This is a genomic window from Microbacterium arborescens (assembly GCF_030369635.1).
Taxonomy (GTDB): domain Bacteria; phylum Actinomycetota; class Actinomycetes; order Actinomycetales; family Microbacteriaceae; genus Microbacterium.
Window position 1 is genome coordinate 517,515 of the sequence record NZ_CP128474.1, and the last position, 18,413, is coordinate 535,927.

The 18,413-nt window shown below is 71.0% G+C and carries 15 protein-coding genes; 5 read left to right on the forward strand and 10 right to left on the reverse strand.

Annotated elements, in window-relative coordinates:
* Nucleotides 1-49 precede the first annotated feature (49 nt).
* Nucleotides 50-1,579 carry an ABC transporter substrate-binding protein gene (locus tag QUC20_RS02420; RefSeq protein ID WP_289330836.1) on the reverse strand — a complete coding sequence of 510 codons (1,530 nt, stop codon included), beginning with the start codon at nt 1,577-1,579 and terminating at the stop codon, nt 50-52.
* A gap of 183 nt (nt 1,580-1,762) precedes the next feature.
* On the opposite strand from QUC20_RS02420, the gene QUC20_RS02425 reads away from it, so the two are divergent.
* The 3 genes from QUC20_RS02425 to QUC20_RS02435 all read left to right on the forward strand — a co-directional run bounded on the left by QUC20_RS02425 (nt 1,763) and on the right by QUC20_RS02435 (nt 7,891).
* Nucleotides 1,763-2,422 (forward strand): TetR family transcriptional regulator, encoded by a 660-nt coding sequence (locus tag QUC20_RS02425; protein WP_289330837.1) that lies wholly within the window; start codon nt 1,763-1,765, stop codon nt 2,420-2,422.
* A complete protein-coding gene (locus QUC20_RS02430; RefSeq protein ID WP_289330838.1) occupies nt 2,419-4,842 on the forward strand; it encodes a glycoside hydrolase family 2 TIM barrel-domain containing protein in 2,424 nt (807 codons plus the stop codon). Before QUC20_RS02425 ends, QUC20_RS02430 begins: the two co-directional genes overlap by 4 nt.
* 172 nt (nt 4,843-5,014) lie before the next feature.
* Nucleotides 5,015-7,891, forward strand: coding sequence for a rhamnogalacturonan lyase (locus tag QUC20_RS02435; protein WP_353105714.1), 2,877 nt, complete (start codon nt 5,015-5,017; stop codon nt 7,889-7,891).
* A gap of 40 nt (nt 7,892-7,931) precedes the next feature.
* Here QUC20_RS02435 and QUC20_RS02440 read toward each other — a convergent pair whose 3' ends face one another.
* Nucleotides 7,932-9,266: an MFS transporter gene (locus QUC20_RS02440; protein ID WP_259455262.1), complete on the reverse strand. Its 1,335-nt coding sequence runs from the start codon at nt 9,264-9,266 to the stop codon at nt 7,932-7,934.
* An 8-nt stretch (nt 9,267-9,274) separates the two neighbouring features.
* On the reverse strand, nt 9,275-9,733 hold the full coding sequence (locus tag QUC20_RS02445) for a MarR family winged helix-turn-helix transcriptional regulator (RefSeq protein ID WP_120263524.1): 459 nt from the start codon (nt 9,731-9,733) through the stop codon (nt 9,275-9,277).
* 83 nt (nt 9,734-9,816) lie between these two features.
* Here QUC20_RS02445 and QUC20_RS02450 point away from each other — a divergent pair, with 83 nt between their 5' ends.
* Nucleotides 9,817-10,662, forward strand: a complete 846-nt coding sequence (locus tag QUC20_RS02450; RefSeq protein ID WP_289330839.1) for an alpha/beta fold hydrolase — start codon at nt 9,817-9,819, stop codon at nt 10,660-10,662.
* Between the two features lie 34 nt (nt 10,663-10,696).
* Here QUC20_RS02450 and QUC20_RS02455 read toward each other — a convergent pair whose 3' ends face one another.
* Both QUC20_RS02455 and QUC20_RS02460 read right to left on the reverse strand, forming a co-directional pair.
* Nucleotides 10,697-12,115, reverse strand: a complete 1,419-nt coding sequence (locus QUC20_RS02455) for an FtsX-like permease family protein (RefSeq protein ID WP_289330840.1) — start codon at nt 12,113-12,115, stop codon at nt 10,697-10,699.
* Complete coding sequence (locus tag QUC20_RS02460) at nt 12,112-12,870, reverse strand: ABC transporter ATP-binding protein (RefSeq protein ID WP_289330841.1); 759 nt, start codon at nt 12,868-12,870, stop codon at nt 12,112-12,114. Before QUC20_RS02460 ends, QUC20_RS02455 begins: the two co-directional genes overlap by 4 nt.
* A 101-nt stretch (nt 12,871-12,971) precedes the next feature.
* Here QUC20_RS02460 and lplAB point away from each other — a divergent pair, with 101 nt between their 5' ends.
* Entirely contained in the window at nt 12,972-14,021 is a 1,050-nt protein-coding gene (gene lplAB / locus QUC20_RS02465; protein ID WP_289330842.1) for a lipoate-protein ligase LplAB, read from the forward strand.
* A gap of 24 nt (nt 14,022-14,045) precedes the next feature.
* On the opposite strand, the gene QUC20_RS02470 is transcribed toward lplAB, so the two are convergent.
* Genes QUC20_RS02470 through QUC20_RS02490 form a run of 5 tightly spaced genes read right to left on the reverse strand, consistent with a single transcriptional unit; the run spans nt 14,046 to nt 18,292 of the window.
* Nucleotides 14,046-15,548, reverse strand: coding sequence for a carboxylesterase/lipase family protein (locus tag QUC20_RS02470; RefSeq protein WP_120263519.1), 1,503 nt, complete (start codon nt 15,546-15,548; stop codon nt 14,046-14,048).
* On the reverse strand, nt 15,545-16,792 hold the full coding sequence (locus QUC20_RS02475) for a GNAT family N-acetyltransferase (RefSeq protein WP_120263518.1): 1,248 nt from the start codon (nt 16,790-16,792) through the stop codon (nt 15,545-15,547). Before QUC20_RS02475 ends, QUC20_RS02470 begins: the two co-directional genes overlap by 4 nt.
* A gap of 47 nt (nt 16,793-16,839) precedes the next feature.
* Entirely contained in the window at nt 16,840-17,160 is a 321-nt protein-coding gene (locus tag QUC20_RS02480; RefSeq protein WP_120263517.1) for a hypothetical protein, read from the reverse strand.
* On the reverse strand, nt 17,157-17,744 hold the full coding sequence (locus QUC20_RS02485) for an Asp23/Gls24 family envelope stress response protein (protein WP_259455345.1): 588 nt from the start codon (nt 17,742-17,744) through the stop codon (nt 17,157-17,159). The genes QUC20_RS02480 and QUC20_RS02485 overlap by 4 nt, the downstream gene beginning before the upstream one ends.
* The gene (locus tag QUC20_RS02490; RefSeq protein ID WP_289330843.1) at nt 17,744-18,292 is read right to left on the reverse strand and encodes an RNA polymerase sigma factor; all 549 of its coding nucleotides are present in this window, start codon (nt 18,290-18,292) and stop codon (nt 17,744-17,746) included. Before QUC20_RS02490 ends, QUC20_RS02485 begins: the two co-directional genes overlap by 1 nt.
* Nucleotides 18,293-18,413 lie beyond the last annotated feature (121 nt).

Genomic DNA, 18,413 nt, shown 5'->3' on the forward strand with positions numbered 1-18,413 from the left:
GAGCCCTCGGACCGGGCGGAGACGACCCGCCCGGTCCGAGGGGGTGCGGTCAGTTCTTCGGCGAGAAGTCGAAGATCGACGGGTAGGCGTTGGTGGGCCAGAACTCGAGGTTCGTGTTCGCGTCGGTGGCGAACGTGCCCTGCACCCGGAAGAACGGCGCGAACCACGCCTGGTCGACCAGGTACTTGTTGAGGTCCTTGAGGGCCTGGTCCGACTCCTCGGGCGTTCCGAACTGCACGGTCTGGATGTAGCCGTCGACCGTCGGGTCCTGGTACGTGAAGGGGTTGAATGTCGCGTCGGGGCCGACCATGAAGTTGATCAGCTGCCAGTCGGGGTTCTGCTCGAGGGCCATCCAGGTGGCGGGGTACTTCGGCGCCAGCATGTCGGTGATGAAGTTGCCGGTGCCCGGGTCGGTGTAGTTCACCGTGATCCCGATGTCGGACAGCTGCTGGGCGACGAGGTCGAAGGTGGTCTGGAAGGCCGGGGTCGACATCATGTTGAGCGTGAAGCCGTCGGGGTAGCCCGCCTCGGCGAGGAGGTCCTTGGCGGCATCAGGGTCGTACGGGTACGTGGTGTCGAGAGCGGCGTCGTACGCGACGGAGGTCTCGGGGAACACCTGCTCGGTGACGGTGCCGTAGCCGCTCTGCAGCGACGCCAGCAGCGCCTCGCGATCGAAGGCCATGTTGATCGCCTGGCGCACCTTCACGTCGGCCAGCTCCGGGGCCATCGTGCCGGCACGGTCGAGCAGCAGCAGGCCCTGGAAGTCGAGTTCGTTCGACTCGATCGTCCAGCCGGCGCCCTCCACCTCGGAGATCGTGTTGTTGTCGGCGATCTTCGCGCCGTTCGCCTCGCCCGCGCGCACGGCGTTGACGGTGGCGGTGACGTCTTCGAGGACGTTGATCGTGAGGTTGTCGTACTTGACCGCGTCGGCGTTCCAGTAGTCGGGGTTGGCGGTGTAGTTGTACGTGGTGCCGGTGACCGACGAGGCGGTGTCGAGGATGTACGCGCCCGAGCCGATCGGGTCGGTCGCCGAGTCGGGGTCGTCGAAGGTCGACGGCGCCTGGATCAGGCCCGGGGCGATCGAGAGGAGGTTGATCAGCGACGGGTCGGGTGCCTCCTGCGTGATCGTGACCGTGGTCGCGTCGACGGCGGCGAACTCCTTGCCGGCGAGGGTGGCGGCCTGCGGGGCGGTGCCGTCGCGGAAGTGCTCGAGGCTCGAGACCACGGCCGCGGCGTCGAGGTCGGTGCCGTCGGTGAACTTCACGCCTTCGCGGAGCATCAGGGTCAGCACCGTGTTGTCGTCGTTGTACGACCATTCGGTGGCGAGCCAGGGCTGGGTCTCACCGGAGGAGTCCTTCGACAGGAGCGTGTCGAAGACGGCCTGGAAGAACGGGCTGCGGTTGCCCCATTCCGCGCCCTGGCCGATGTCGTAGCTGGTGGGAGCGGCGATCGCCGTGAGGGTGAGTCGATCGGCGCGACCGCTGTCACCGCCGCCGGATCCTTCGTCCGTCCCCGCGCACCCCGCCAGAGCGAGTGCGGCGACGACCGTGAGGGCTGCTGTGGCCTTCCATCGGAACATCTTTGGTCCTTTTCTCGGGAGAGGCGATACCCCGGTGGATCGCCCTGGCCGTGGACGCTAGCACCAAATCCGAGCGGTGACTAGATTTTTGAAACGAATTTCTACCGATCGCTAGGTTTTCGTTATTCGAGCGGGCAGACTGGCGTCCGTTCGCCGACGAGGGCGACCACGGACAGATGGACGATGATGACGACGACCGACACGACGACGCCTGAGCGCCGTCGACGGCGCGGCTCGTACGCGAAGACCGAAGCCACCCGCCAGGCGATCCTGGATGCCGCTCTCGAGGTGTTCTCGCAATCGGGGTACCGGGCCGGATCGCTCCGCGACATCGCGACGCGCGTCGGCATGAGCGAGGCCGGGCTGCTGCACCATTTCCGCAACAAGAGCGCGCTGCTGGAAGCGGTGCTCGAAGAGCGCGACGCCCGCGCGCGGGCGCTGGTGCCGATCGAGTCGGAGGATGGGGCCGAGGTGCTGCGCGGACTGGTCTTCCTTGCGGCTCACAATGCCTCGACGCCCGGCGTCGTGGAGCTCTACACGACCCTGTCGGCCGAGGCGACGGCATCCGACCATCCCGCCCATGCCTACTTCGTCCGGCGCTACGAGTACACCCGCGGCAACATCGAGCGGTCGTTCCGGAGCCTGCGCGACCAAGGGCGCCTGCGGCACGGAATGACCCCTCGCCGGGCGGCGATCACGGTCGTCGCCCTCATGGACGGGCTGCAGGTGCAATGGCTGCTCGACCGCGACGCGTTGGACATGGCGGGCGAGCTGCGCGCCTTGTTCGCGAGTTTCGTCGACATCGACTGGTCGGTCGAACGCGACGAGGAGCCGCCCGCATGATCCGGATGCCGCTGCACGACGGGTGGACCGTCGGCCCCAAGCTCGGCCCGTTCGAGTCGGCCGCGGAGGGCCGCGCTCCCGTCGCGGTGACCCTGCCGCACGATGCGCTGCGCGATCTGCTGCGCTCACCCGACGAACCGCAGGGGGTGCACACCGGATACACCCCGGGCGGCGTGTTCGAGTACGCACGCTCGCTCGACGTGCCCGACGACTGGCGCTCGCGCACGGTCATGCTCGAGTTCGAGGGCGTCTATCGCGATGCGGTGGTCTTCGTCGACGGCGCCTTCGTCGCCCACGAGGCAGGCGGCTACGCCGGCTTCTCGGTCGTGCTCGATCCCTTCCTCCGCTTCGGCGCCGTCAACCGCATCAGCGTCGAGGCGCGCGCGCATCGCGATTCGCGGTGGTACTCGGGCGCCGGGATCTACCGTCCGGTCCATCTCGTCGTGGCCGACCCCGTCCACATCCCGCTCGACGGGGTGCGCGTGGAGACCCCCGATATCGACGACGAGCGCGCGGTCGTCGCCGTCGCGACGGAGGTCGCGAACACGACCCGGCACACTGCGCTCACGCGCGTGAGCTGGCACATCACCGCACCCGACGGAGCGGTCGTCGCGCGCGGGGAGTCGCCCGTCACGGTGCTGCCGGGCGAGCGCGCGGTGGCGCGGGCGCGACTGGTGGTCGACGCGCCCCGGCGCTGGGACATCGAGACCCCCGAGCTCTACCGCCTCCACAGCACGCTGACCTCCGCAGACGGTGCGCACCTCGACGACGACGTCGCCGACTTCGGCATCCGCTCGTTGCAGCTCGACCCGCGGCACGGGCTGCGCCTGAACGGCCGCTCGATCGACCTGCGCGGGGCGTGCGTGCACCACGACAACGGGATGCTCGGGGCGGCGACCGAGCCCGCGGCCGAGGACCGGCGCGTCCGCCTGCTCAAGCAAGCGGGATTCACCGCCCTGCGCAGCGCCCACAACCCGATGAGCCGCGCAATGCTCGCGGCGTGCGACCGGCACGGCATGCTCGTCATGGACGAGCTCACCGACGCCTGGACCCGATCGAAAGCCCCCTTCGACGCGACGATCACGTTCGCCGAGCGCTGGCACGACGACATCGCCGCACTCGTCGCGAAGGATCGCAACCACCCGAGCGTCGTCATGTACTCGATCGGCAACGAGATCCTCGAGCTCGCCACGCCGCTCGGCGCGACCTGGAGCCGGCGGCTCGCCGAGCGGGTGCGCGAGCTCGACCCGAGTCGTTTCGTCACGAACGGGATCAACGGCATCATCGCGAACCTCGACCGCATGGCCGAGGCGCGTGACCAGGTCCCCGACGCGAACACGATGATGGCCGACATGGGCGAGCAGATGGGGCTCATGAACGCCTCGCCGCTCGTGAGCGCGTCGATCGAGGAGTCTGCGGCGGTGCTCGACGTGGTCGGGTTCAACTACGCCGACTCGCGCTACCGGCAGGACGCCCGCGACCATCCGAATCGCGTCATCGTCGGGTCGGAGACGTTCCCCGAGCGGATCGATGTGATGTGGGGCCTCGTCCGCGAGCTGCCGCACGTCATCGGCGACTTCACGTGGACCGGATGGGACTACCTCGGCGAAGCCGGTATCGGACGCGTCGACTACACCGACGAGCCCGGCTACGCGCCCACGGGCACGGCCGGCCCCTACCCCTACCGGCTCGCCGGGTGCGGCGACATCGACATCACCGGCTTCCGCCGACCGATCTCGTACTACCGCGAGATCGTCTACGGGCTGCGCCGCGACCCGTACATCGCCGTGCACCGTCCGCAGCACCACGGCCGCCCGACCGCGACGACGCCGTGGTCGTGGACCGACACGGTGGCGTCGTGGTCGTGGGATGCCGCCTCCGGCGCACCCGTCACCGTCGATGTGTACGCCGATGCCGACGAGGTCGAGCTGCTCCTCGACGACGAGAGCGTCGGCGTCGAGCCGGTGGGCCGCGAGAAGGCGTTCCTCGCGCGATTCGAGACCCGCTATCGACCGGGGCGCCTCGTCGCCGTCGCGCGCCGCGGAGGTGCGGAGGTCGGGCGACACACGCTGCGCACCGCGGGGCCGGTCTCGCTGGTCGCGCGCGCGGAGGACGAGGTCGTGGGCCGTGACGGGCTCGCGTTCGTCGCGCTGACGCTCGAGGACGACGCGGGCACCGTGGTGTGCGACCGCGATGTCCCGGTGACGGTCGAGGTGACCGGAGCCGGGGTGCTGGCGGGCATCGGCTCCGGGCGGACCGACAGCGAGGAGTCGTACGCGGGTCCGGTCTTCACGACCTTCGACGGTCGCCTGCTCGCGGTCGTCAAGCCCACCGGAACCGGGACGGTCGCCGTCACGGCATCCGCCCCCGGCCATGTCCCCGCGACCCTCGAGTTCGAGGTGGCCCCCTCCCCGTTATGAGCCGCGAGGGCGCGCGAATGCACGGTGCCGGCGGGTCCAGACCGTGCGGATGCGCACCCTCGGGCGCGGAGAGCCGGGATGCGGGGGATGAGAGAGAACTCATCGGCGAGAGGGGAGCGGGCGCTTAGGCTCGTCGGAACGCAGGAAAGCGCATTCCGATGGGATCGATTCAATGAAGAACAGACTCCGCTCCACGCTGCTCGCGGGCCTCGCCGCGGGGACGCTCGCCACGGCGACCCTCACCGTCGGGGGCGTCGCGACGCTGCCCGCCGCGGGAGCAGAGGCGTCGCCGTCCGCACCCGTGCCCCGACTCGAGGCCCTCGACCGCGGCCTCGTCGCCGTGGCGACAGACGACGGCGTCTTCCTCAGCTGGCGCCTCCTCGCGGGCGAGGCCAGCGGTGCAGGCGAGACCGGCCTCACCGGCACCGACTTCGTCGTCTACCGTGACGACGAGCCGATCGCCACCGTCACCGACAGCACGAACTACCGCGACGAGGCCGGTACGGCGACATCCGTCTACCGTGTGGCGCCGGTGGCGGCGGGCGTCGAGGCGGCCGCGAGCGATGCCGCGATCGCGATGGACGGGGGCTTCCTCGACGTCGCGCTGCAGCCGCCCGCGGGCGGCGTGACGCCGGCCGGCGAGGAGTACACCTACTCGGCGAACGACGTCTCGGTCGGCGATGTCGATGGCGACGGGCGCTACGAGTTCATCGTGAAGTGGGATCCCTCGAACTCCAAGGACGTCTCGCAGGTCGGGTACACCGGCGGGGTCTACATCGACACCTACAGCCTGGAGGGGCGCCTGCTGAATCGGCTCGACCTCGGTCCGAACATCCGCGCCGGCGCGCACTACACGCAGTTCCTCGTGTACGACTTCGACGGCGACGGTCGCTCGGAGACGATGCTCAAGACCGCGCCCGGGACGAAATCGATCACTTACGCCGACGACGGCTCGATCGCCTCGGAGCAGTACGTCACGCTGCCGCGCGAAGACATCGCGGCCGGGTACGCGCACACCGACGACTACCGGATGAGCGCGGCCGACTACGCCGACCACCTCGCGGAGATGTTCCGCGGGTGGTCGACGCGCGACGAGGTCGTCTCGGGACAGTGGCCCGCCACGCTCGAAGAGGCCTTCGGCATCGAGCCGCGCTACGACTACCCGCTGTCGGATGCCGACGCCCGTGCTCTCGTGGACCACTTCATCGACGTGTACGCCCCGAGCCGCAGCGCCCGCAACGCCCTGCGGGACTTCGAGGGGTTCATCCTCGACGGGCCCGAGTACCTCACCGTGTTCGACGGCGAGAGCGGAGCCGAGCTGCAGACCGTCCGGTACGAGCCGGATCGCGGCGACGACGGCCTGCTCTGGGGTGACTATGCGATGGCGCGCATCGAGCCCGGCAACCGGGTCGACCGGTTCCTCGCCGGCGTCGCCTACCTCGACGGCGAGCGTCCGTCGGCGGTGTTCGCCCGCGGCTACTACACGCGCACGACGATCGCGACCTACGACTGGGACGGCGAGAATCTCGTCAAGCGCTGGTTCGTCGACAGCGGCCACGCGCCGATGAGCAACCCGTTCAACGACGGCCCGCACGGAGTCGACGGCGCCGATCCCGTATACGGCTCGATCACGACCCAGGGCTTCCACAGCCTCTCGGCGGCGGATGTCGACGGCGACGGCCGCCACGAGATCGTCTATGGCTCGGCGACCCTCGACGACGACGGGAGCCTGCTCTACAGCTCCTTCGCCGAGATGCCCGAGGGCTCGGCGACGCCGGGCGAGGTCGCGCGACTCGGTCACGGTGACGCGATGCACGTCGCCGACATCGACCCCACCCGGCCGGGCCTCGAGATCTTCACCGTTCACGAGGGCGGGGCGTATGCGCCGTACGGAACGGCGATGCGGGATGCCGCCACCGGCGAGGTCATCTTCGGCGCCTACTCGGGTCGCGACACCGGGCGCGGCATGATCGGCGACGTCCGCCCCGACGTCCCCGGCATGGAGGTCTGGTCGAGCATGCCCGGCGGAACGGATGCCTCGGGCCTGCTGACGGCGCAGGGCGAGGTGCTCTCGGCGGCGACGCCCGGCACCAACGCCTCGATCCGGTGGGCCGGTGATCTCACGACGCAGATCGTGAACGGGAGCGGCGACGCGACCCCGACGATCGATGACTGGACCCGGGGCACGGTGCTGACGGCATCCGGAACCCTCGCCAACAACGGCACGAAGGGCAACCCCGGGCTCGTGGCCGACGTGTTGGGCGACTGGCGCGAGGAGCTCGTCGTGCGCACGGCCGACTCGTCGGCGCTGCGGGTGTACGTCTCGACCGAGGTCACCCAGCACAAGCTGTACACGCTGATGCACGATCCGCAGTATCGCGCCGAGGTCGCGCGGCAGCAGACGACATACAACCAGCCGAGCTACACCGGTTTCCACCTGGCTTCGGGCATGGACTTCGGCGGCGTGCCGCTGCGGCCGGCTCCTGCGCCGGTCGCGGCGCCGGGCATCGGTGTCGACTCGGCCCGGGTGAACGTCACCTGGAAGACGACGGATGCCGGGGACCCGGCCACCGGCTTCAGCGTCATCCTCCGCTCGGCGGCGGGTGAGGTGATCGAGCAGCAGGTCGGTGCCGATGCCCGCGTGGCGCGCTTCGCGCAGGTGCCGGCGGGGGAGTGGTCGGCGACGGTCACCCCCGCGGGGCGCTACGGCTCGGCGGTGGCGTCGCAGCCGTCGGCGGCCGCGGTCGTGCGCGAGGGGCAGCCCGTGCCTCTCCGCGTCAGTGCCCGGTCGCAGTGCGTGAACGGCGCGGTGCATGTTGCGGTGCACGCGGCCAACCAGGCGGGGTCGCCGATCGACGTGCGGCTCGCGGCGGTCGGCAGCGACCACGCGCAGCAGAAGGTCCCCGCCGACGGTGCCGCCTACCGCCTGTTCGACTCGGGCCGCGACTCGCTCGTGCCGGGGTCGGCGACCGTGACGGCGTACCAGTGGCTCGACGGGGTCGGCTACCACGCCACCTACACGGTGCCGTACCTCGCCCGGATGTGCTGAAACGGCCCGCTCGGACGCGATGCTCCGCTACATCTGCAGGTCAGCGGCGGGGCCGGTCGGCGGCCGGGTCGGGCAGGGCGATCGGCGTGGTGCCGGCGACCTCGTCGCTGAACTCCTCGGGTGCCACGACCGAGATCGGTCGCGTCTCATCGAGTGAGAGCGCGAATCGGCGCGAGCTCGAGCGGTGCACGCGTCCGGAGACGAGCATCCACGTCGCGCCGACGCCGAAGGCGACGAGAGCGGCGACGGCGCCGAGGCCGATGGCCGCTCTCGGCCCGAACTGATCGGCCACCCACCCGACGATGGGCGCACCGATGGGCGTGCCGCCCATGAGGATCGCCATGTACAGTGCGAGCACGCGGCCGCGCAGGGCGGGGTCGGTCGTGGTCTGCACGTACCCGTTCGCCGTCGTCAGGGTGGTCACGACCGCGAAGCCGGTGAACATCAGGGTCACCGCGTACAGCCAGTAGTTCGGCATGAAGGCCGACACCGCCGCGGCGACCGCGAAGAGGCCGGCGCCGAAGATCACGACGCGGATGCGTGCCCGCTCGCGTCGCGCCGCCATCAGTGCCCCCGCGAGCGACCCGATCGCGAGGATCGAGCTGAGGAGCCCGTAGCCGTCGGCGTCGCGCCCGAACTCGATCGCCATCGTCGAGGCGAAGATCGGGAAGTTCATGCCGAACGCGCCGAGAAGGAACACCATCGCGAAGGTGACGATGAGGTCGGGGCGGCCCTTGACGTAGCGGAAGCCGTCGGCGAGGCGCGCCGCGCCCGCGGCGGTCGCACGTGGGATGAGCTCGCCGGGGCGGATGAGGAACAGGGCGACGATCATCGCGAGGAAGGTCGCCGCGTTGATGAAGAAGACCCAGCCGGTTCCGACGGCGACGATCACGATGCCCGCCGCGGCGGGACCGATCATGCGGGCGCCGTTGAAGGATGCCGCGTTGAGCGCCACCGCGTTGGCCGCGATCTCGCGGGCGACGATGTCGGACACGAAGGCCTGGCGCGCCGGGTTGTCGAAAGCCGAGATCATCCCGAGCGTGAACGCGAAGACGTACATGAGCGGGAGGGTCATGACGCCCGTGAGCAGCAGTGTGCCGATGACGAGCCCGACGAGCATGAGCGAGCTCTGAGTGACCACGAGCAGGCGGCGCCTGTCGAAGCGGTCGGCGACCCATCCCGTGACGCCGACGAGCAGCAGCGGTGGGGCGAACTGCAGCGCCATCGTGACGCCCATCGCGCCGGCGTCGTTATCGGTCAGCCCGGTGAGCACGACCCAGCTGAGTGCAGTCGCCTGCATCCAGGCGCCGACGTTGGACACGAGCGCGCCGAAGAACCAGACCCGGTAGTTGAACACCGAGAACGAGCGGAACATCGCGGAGCTCATCGGTCGGCCACCGCCCGCATGATGACGGCCGCGGCGGCGAGGGTCTCGCGGTCGGCCGGCTCGAGCTCCTCCAGTGCGTGCTCGAGCCAGGAGTCGCGGCGGCGGGTCGTCTCGATGACCACGGTGCGGCCCTCGTCGGTGAGGGCGATGTTGACCTTGCGGCGGTCGCCGTCGTCGGGTGTCCGGGTCAGGTACCCGAGTTCTTCGAGGTGGTTGACGGTGCGGTTCATCGACGGTGCCGACACGCGCTCGCGGTCGGCGAGCTCGCCGAGCGTGTGCGGTCCGTGCACGTGGAGGTTCGCGAGCACGGCGAACTGCCCGTCGCTCATCGAGTCCACGGCGCGCTGGGCGCGGAGCCGGCGCGCGAGGCGGAACGTCGCCATGCGGAGGTCGGTCGCGTCGTGCGCGAGATCGATGGCGGGCGGCGGGGCGGAGGCGGGGGAAGAGGTGCTCATCTGTGATGTTTAGCTTAGCTCATTAGTTTTGCTAACGGTCAGGGGTGTCCGGAAGGCGATGACCGAAAACGTAGACTCGCCGCATGCCCGAGTTCACCGACGCGCACGGGGTCGCGATCGTCTACGACATCCATCCCGCGCAGGGCGAGCAGCGGGCGGTCGTGCAGCTGCTGCACGGCGTCGGCGAGCACGCGGGCCGGTATGCCGAGCTCGCGGGGGTGCTCGCGGCCGCCGGCTTCACCGTCTACGCCGACGACCACCGCGGGCACGGACGCACCGGCATCCGCCAGCACGGCGACCCGCGCAAGCTGGGCCGCCTGGGTCGCGGTGGGCTGCACGCCGCGCGCGATGCGTGCGCCGAGCTGACCCGCATCATCGAGCGCGACCATCCCGGGGCGCCCATCGTGCTCCTCGGCCACTCGTGGGGATCGTTCCTCGCCCAGATGCTGTTCGACGATCGCCCCGACGCCTACGCGGGACTCGTCCTGTCGGGGTCGGCGCTGCGGTGGCCGGGTTCGTTGAACTCAGGCGACCTCAACGCGCCGTGGAAGGCTCCGGGTGCGACCGGCGTGGAGTGGCTGAGCACGGATGCCGCGGTCCAGCGGGACTTCCTCGACGATCCGCTCACCACGACGACGCCGTTGCCGCGCCTGTTCGGGCCGCTCGAGACGCTCAAGCTCATCGGCCGCCCCCGCCGCGACCTCGGGGTCGACGTCCCGGTGCTGCTGATGGTCGGCCGCGACGACACGGTGGGCGGCCCGCGAAGCGTGCACCGTCTCGCCGACGCTTATCGCACCCGCTCGGGGCTGACGGACGTGACGACGCTGGTGTACCCGGGAGCTCGTCACGAGATCTTCAACGAGGCGGTGCGGGCCGACGTGCAGGCGGATCTGCTCGCCTGGCTCGACGCCCGCTTCCCGCGGCACTGAGCCGCGGGAAGCAGGTTGACGACGGGCCCGACGGTCACCCGGCGGACCCGCGCAGGATCGCCGTGACGAGCGGACGAGAGGCGACGAGCGCGAGTGCGACCGCGCCGAACCCCGCCGCGAACGTCGCGGCGATGACGGCCATGGTCAAGGGCGCGACGATGAGGCTGATTCCCACGATCGGCAGGGCCAGCGCCGCGCCGACGACCGCGCCGCCCGCGGCGGCCCACCGCAGGGGCAGCATGACCGTGATGCGGCGTGCCCGGGCGAGCTCCGTGGGTTCCATGCCGAGGCGGTCGAGGCCCACGATCAGCTCGCGGTCGTCGAGCACCGACGCCGCCTGACTGACGCCGACCGAGGCGGCCAGCAGGATGAAGCCCGCGCCCAGAGTGACGAGGACCCCCGTGCGGATGTCGGCGAACAGCGTCGTGCCGGTCTCGTCGCCGGCGAGCTCGGTGATCGCGATGCCGCTGCCGCCGACGACGGCGATGAACGAGATCATCGCGATGCTCGAGACCCGGCGCCACGCGGTGGGGGCGTGGGCGGCGAGTTCTCGTCCGGCGATGAGCTGTGCTGCCGTCCGCGCTCGGCGCGCCATCGATCGGCCGCGGGCCGCGACGATCGGTGTTCCGATGAGGTTGACCAGAGCGAGGGCACCGGCGAAGAGCGCCAGCAGGAGCGCGATCGACGCGGCGGGCGCCAGGAGCGAGGCCACGCTGCCGAACTGGGCGACGACCAGGCCCACGACGACGATCGCGATCGCGGAGAGCACGAGCGTGCGGGTACGTCGCGGCGGAGCATCCGTGCGGCGGCGCACACCGAGAGGCGTCAGCCGCACGCGGCGCAGGCTCGCCGCCGCGCTCGCGGTAGCGATGAGCGCGACCCCGACGATGACGGCCAGGACGATCGGCCAGCCCGCCCACACGGCGGCGGCGCCCACGGGGCCGCCGAAGAAGGGGAGCAGCCCGACCAGCGGCAGTGCGGCGCCGTAGGCGGCGGCACCGACCACGGCTCCCGCGAGAGCGACGACGGATGCCTCCCCGACGGCCATCGCGCCGACCTCGGTGTTGGTGGCGCCGAGGAGGCGCAGCGTCGAGAGCCGGTCGTTGCGGCGACGGCTCGACAGGCGCGCGGCCGCGGCTCCGAGAGTGGCGGTCGGCACGGCGAGGAGGATGAGCGCGAGCACGCTCAGCACACCGTAGAGGAAGGCCGTCTCGCCCGCGCGCGGGTCGGTGAGGAACATCCGCGTGCCCCCGGCGACGATGAGCATGAGCAGCGTCGTCACGGCGAAGGCCGTCAGCGGCAGGACGATCGCCGCCGACCCCTGACGGGCCGGACGGGAGAGCAGGACGGTCAGGACGGCGACGCGGCGCACGCCGCCCGGCGCCGCGGAGGCTGGGGACAGGGGAGCCGGCGGCCGCGGCACCGACGCCGTCGCGAGGCCCGCCGCGCTCATCGGGTCACCTCGGCGGTACCGGCCGAACGTGCCGCCGCGACGGACTGCTCGGCGACGGACGAGTCGACGATGCGGCCGTCCCGCATCCGGAGGACACGGTCGCAGCGGCGCGCGACCTCGGCGTCGTGGGTGACCACGACGAGGCTGCGTCCCTGACCCGTCGTTGCGTGCAGCAGTGCGTCGAGAACCTCCGACGAGGTGGTGGAGTCGAGGGCGCCGGTCGGCTCGTCCGCGAACACCACGGGGGCCCCGGTCACCTGCGCGCGGGCGATGGCGACGCGCTGCGCCTGCCCGCCTGACAGCTCGCCGATGCGGCGGTTCTCCATGCCCGCGAGGCCGAGCGCGCCGAGCCATGCGGCGGCGTGGGCCTCGGCGGCCGCACGAGCGGTGCCCACCAGGAGCAGGGGCAGCGCGGCGTTCTCGACGGCGGTGAGCTCGGGCAGCAGCAGGTGGTCCTGGAAGACGAACCCGAGGCTGCTGCGGCGCACGGCCGAGCGGTCGGCGTCGGGCATCCCGACGAGCTCACGCGCCGCGGTGCCGGGAGCGGTGAGTCGCACCGAGCCGGAGTCGGGCGCGATGATGGCGGCGAGGCAGTGCAGGAGGGTCGTCTTGCCCGACCCCGATGCGCCCATGATCGCGACGGCTTCGCCCGCGCGCACGGTGAGGTCGACGCGGTCGAGCGCGGTGAGCGCCCCGTAGCGCTTCACGAGCCCCCTGGCTTCGAGGACGGGGGCGGATTCGATGGTGGGGTTCATGTCATCCACTCTCGCGATCGCGGGCCTCGTCGTCGTCCGTCGCGAGGTGTAACGGCATCCGTCGCGCGACCGATCCTCCGCCCCGGTCCTAGGCTGGACGCATGCACGGCGAATACAAGGTCCCCGGGGGAAAGCTGGTCGTCGTCGACCTCGAGGTGCGCGAGGGGCGCATCGCCGACTTCCACCTGGCCGGCGACTTCTTCCTCGAGCCCGACGACGCGCTCGCCGACATCGACGCGGCGGTGACGGGGCTTCCCGAGGAATCGGATGTCGCCACGATCGCGGCCGCCGTCCGCTCGGCGCTGCCCGACGGCGCCCAGCTTCTCGGCTTCACCCCGGAGTCGGTCGGCACGGCCGTGCGTCGCGCGATGATCACAGCTCCGGGTTGGCGCGAGTTCGACTGGGAGGTCGTCCACAACCGAGCGGTCTCGCCCAGCATGAACCTCGCGCTCGACGAGGTGCTCACCACCCGTGTCGGCGACGGCCGACGCAACCCCACGCTGCGCATCTGGGAGTGGAACGAGTCGGCCGTCGTGATCGGGTCGTTCCAGTCGTATCGCAACGAGGTCGACCCCGAGGGCGCTGCGAAGCACGGCTTCGACGTCGTGCGCCGCATCTCGGGCGGTGGCGCGATGATGATGGCGGCCAACTCGATCGTGACGTACTCGCTGTACGTGCCGGCATCCCTCGTGGCGGGGCTGACCTTCGCCGACTCGTACGCGTTCCTCGACGACTGGGTGCTCGAGGCGCTCCGCTCGCTCGGCATCGAGGCGACCTATCAGCCGCTCAACGACATCGCCTCGCCGTCGGGCAAGATCGGCGGCGCCGCGCAGAAGCGTCTGGCCAACGGCGGGGTGCTCCACCACGCCACGCTGTCGTACGACATGGACGGTCAGGTGCTCACCGAGGTGCTGCGCATCGGCCGCGAGAAGCTCAGCGACAAGGGCACCGTCTCGGCCGCCAAGCGTGTCGACCCGCTGCGCAGCCAGACGGGCCTGCCGCGCGACGCGATCATCGAGCGGTTCATCGAGGTGTTCTCGAAGCGCTACGGGGCCGTGCCGGGCACGATCTCCGATGAGGAGTACGCCGAGGCCGAAGCCCTCGTCGAGTCGAAGTTCGCGACCGACGCCTGGCTCAAGCGCGTCCCCTGAGTCGCCGGAGCGACCCCGCACGCGTCAGCCGACGAGGGCCCGCACCGAGGCGTAGCCGTCGGCCACGACCGTCGGCACCGACGGCGGGGCACCGAACATGCGGGTCGCCCGCTCGTCCGGCATCCATCGCGGCCATCCCGGGTCTCCGGTGCGCACGAACGACACGGCGGCGCCGTGCATCGCGTCGGCCAGCTCCTGCGGCGGATGCTCGCCCGCGAGCTTCGCGACACCGTCGGCGCCGAGGGCGTCCCACCAGAACGGGACATCGAGGCAGTGCAGCGCCCACCGCTTGGTCGGCGAGGGCCAGCTGAAACGGTAGGCCCAGGTCGACGCGGCGCCTCGTGCCCGGGCGACGAGGGGCACGGTGTCGCGGAACACGCGGTCGGTGGCGTAGCGGCCGAGGAATGCCGCGGTGCCGAGTCGTCGCTGCGCCCGGTTGTCCCGGATGTAGCGCCAGCGCATCGCGTGGCCGACCCCGAGCGCGCCCAGCGCCAGCGCGGGCGGGACGAGCCGTAGCGGGCTCGTGGCGAGCCCATCGGTGACCATCGTGAACTCGTCGTCGGTCGTGCCGAGCACGAGCGGCTTGTCGGCGCCGACTCCGGCGGCGAGGGCGTCGAGGGTCGGGCGGGGCACGAGGTCTCCGTCGACGACCGGACCCCAGGTGAGCCCGTCGGCGAGGCGCGAGCGCACCGAGGCCACGATGCTGCCCTGCCGCTCCGACTCGAGCTCCTGTTGGCGTCGGAGCACGACCAGCTCGTCGACGCCGGCGAACGCCTCGCGTGTCGGCGCGATGCCGAGGTGCGCGGCGAGCCGGCCGGTGGCGGTCGCGGCCCGGGCGGGTGGCACATTCGTCAGGGCCGCCGAGATGGCCAGCACGCGATGGAACAGGTGCTGGGCAGCCGGCATCCCGAGCAGGGTGAGCACTGCTCCGCCGCCGGCCGACTGCCCGGCGATCGTCACGTCACCCGGGTCCCCGCCGAAAGCGGACACGTTCGCCTGCACCCACTCCAGGGCGGCGATCCAGTCGCGCACGGCGCGGTTGGTCGGGGCTCCGGGGAGCAGTCCGAATCCGTCGAAACCCAGTCGGTACGAGACCGTGACCACGACGATTCCCGCCCGCGCGAACGATCCGCCGTCGTACCACGGGCTCGCCGGCGACCCCTGGACGAAACCGCCGCCGTGGATGTAGACGAGCACCGGGCGGGGGTCGGCCCCCTCCCCGGAGGATTCCGGTGCGAAGACGTTGACCGACAGGGTGTCGTCGCCCGGGATCGACGGCTCGGGAATGAGGGTGTCGCCGTAGTCGCCGCGCTGCGGGGTCGGCCCGTACGCGGTCGCGTCGCGGACGCCGTCCCAGGGGTCGAGCGTGACGGGGGCGCCGAACCGGCGTGCGCCGGTCGGCGGCTGCGCGTAAGGGATGCCGAGGAAGGCGAGGGTTCCGTCCGGCCGGCGGACGCCGCGCACGCGGCCCGCGGCGGTGTCTCGCACGAGCGGTTCGCCGTTCGCGACGTCGGCAGCGACGCTCATCGCGACACCCGCGTCCGGCGCATCAGCCGGGGTCGGGTTCGGGCGCCGAGCTCCTGGCGTCCGGCGGGGATCAAGTAGGCGAGGCGCACGATGAGGATCGCGGCCGTCAGGACGACCCATGTCGTGTCGCGCCCGGTGAGAGCCTGCAGCGGGGCTGCGGCGATCGGAGCAGCCGCCGTGATCACCGCGAGCGCATAGAACACGAGGTTGCGTCGGTACCGGCCGCTGATCGAGAACGGCGACACCTCGTACGCGAGGACGAGGACCGCGACGACGATCGCGGTCGCGAGCGAGAGCGCGACGTTATCGGACGCATCGGCGAACACTGCCGGGAGCACGAGGACGAGGGGATAGACCCCGCCGAACTCGAGCAGCAGGTTGCCCCACTTCATGTGGAGCCCGAACTGATCGTCCTGAAGACGTGACAGCGAGCCCGACGCGTTCGCGTAGATCTGTGTCGCTCCGAGGGTCAGGATCGTGGCGACCAGCAGGAAGATCCGCAGTGCCTCGGAGAAGTCGGGGATCGTCAGAGAGAAGCCGAGCAGGAAGGTGAGCGCCGCCAGGACTGCCCCCGCCTCGCCGGTGCTGACGGACGTCTCGTCGGCCCGCAGGCCGGGACGGTCCTCGACCTCGAAGGTCGAGACCTCGAAGAACGTCCCCTGCACGCTCTTGATCACGCTGGTGACGGCGTTGGCGTCGGCGCTCAGCAGGTCGAACAGATGCTCGGTCGCGGCGACGGGGACGAGCACCCGGTCGTCGGGATCGGCGACCAGCTGCCGGCTCTTCAGCTGGAAGTACAGGCGGTCCTTGCGGGGGCCGAAGTAGGCGTGGATGCCGCGCGACCCGACGAAGCCGCTGCGGGTGAGCAAGTCGATCATCGCGACGTTCATGGGGCTGGTCACCGTCGTGGCCGAGGGGCGCGGCGACATCCCCTTCACGGTGTCGGAGAAGTGTCGGACGAGGCGGGCGCCGATGCCCGCGCGCTGCCGGTCGGGGTGCACCGCCAGCGCGGCGAGGTAGACGTGCTCGGGGCCGAGTCGTTCGGTCTGCAGCATCCCCACCACCGACTCCCCGATGACGGCGAGCGTGATCTGGCCACCCGCCAGCGCGTTCTCGAGCTCGTCGGGGTGAGCCGGTTCGACATCGTCGCGGCCGGGCGGGAAGCACAGCCTGTCGAGCTCCCGGACGGCGGGGAGATCTTCGGGATCCGCGGGGCGGAGAGAGACGGAGACGGTCGCAGACACAGTCCGAAGCTAGCGGAGTCCGAGGTGCCCGGTGAGGCGGATGCCGGTCAGGCGATGCGGCGGACCTGCACCGTGACGCGGTCGACCGTCGGATGCTGCGCGCACAGCTCGTCCGCGATAGCGCGCGCGACCTCGGGGGTGCGCGCGGCGATGGCGACGGTGACGGCGGCCGCGGCGGTCGTGCCCTCGGCTCCGGTCGAGACGATGACGCCGTCGGTCGGTGCCGCCGCGTCCAGACGCAGCGCCGACGCGGCTGCCCCGAGGGCGCGGGTCAGCGGCGGGCGCGGGTCGTGCACGGCGCTGACCCCGGGGATCTCGGCGATGGGGCGCGGCGCCGACGGGTCGACGAGGGAGGCGGGCTCGATCATGCGGTGTCCTTGGACGGGAAGGGACGGTGGAGATCTTCGACGGTCACGTCGACGGCGGTGATGTTCAGCTCGGTGTGCTGCGCCAGCGCCTCCGACACCGCCTGGCGAACGGCTCCCGCCGCGGCGGGCAGCGACTCGCCCCACGCCACCGAGGCGGTGATGTCGACGGCGATGGGGGCTTCGGGGACCTCGACGTCGCCGACGATTCTCGAGTGGCCGATGAAAACGCCGTCGATGGCGTCGCCGCTGGCTCGGATGAGCGCCTGAACCGCGCCTTCGGTCACGCTCATCGAGACGCGAGGATCGGGGTGCGACAGCGGGATGGAGCGCCCGGCCCGCAGCTCGGCACGCACCGCCGTCATCACCCCGTCGAACCAGCTCTCGGACGGTTCGGGCAGTTGAGCCGCATCCGCGGCGATGAGGTCGCGTGACAACCGCCCCGCGCGCTCGAGCGCGTCGAGGGCGTTCAGACAGTCGGGACAGGTCTCGATCTCGGGGTCGTACGGCGATCGACCGCTGTCGAGATACTCGCTGATCTCGTCGATCGTCTTGCCGCAGTCCAGAGCCATGCCGTCGGCATCCATCAGCGCCACCCCGCCATCTGGATGGTGATGCTGGCGCGAGCGCGTGACAGGTTTCCTCGAACGGTGCTGAGAGGGAGGTTCATCTCTTCTGCGATCTCGGTATAGCTGAGCGATCCGACTTCTCGGAGCAACCAGCAGCGGCGTTGGGCTTCCGGCAGCGCATCGAGTGCAAGGGAGAGCGCTTGCAACTGTGCGTTGCGGATGGCAGCGGCCTCGGGGAGGAGACCCGCCTCCGCGGCTCTGTCGAATCCGTCCAGTGTGTCATGGGCGGGGCGTCTTCTGAGATGCGCGTACGCCTCACGGCTCGCGATCTTCATGAGCCACGCCTTCACAGCGCCCGGGTCGCGCAGCGTCGACAGCTGACGCCACGCCGTGAGGAATGCGTCCTGGACGACGTCGTCGGTCTCGGAGAGCGTGCCGACGATCCGGTAGACGTAGGCGCGAACGATCCGAGTGTGTCGACGGAGGAGCGCGTCGAAGGCCTCGGCGTCTCCCGAGGCCGCCCGGGCTGCCAGGATGCCGTCGGGCGCGGCTTGAAGATCGGTCACCGGCCCGCTCTCATCGGCTCGCATCGTTCCCCCAGAAAACTTCTCGAACTTTTTTGTGACGAATCCGGATGAGCCGCCCTCTTATCTGTAGAGCGAACGTAACGCTCACCGAATGACGAGC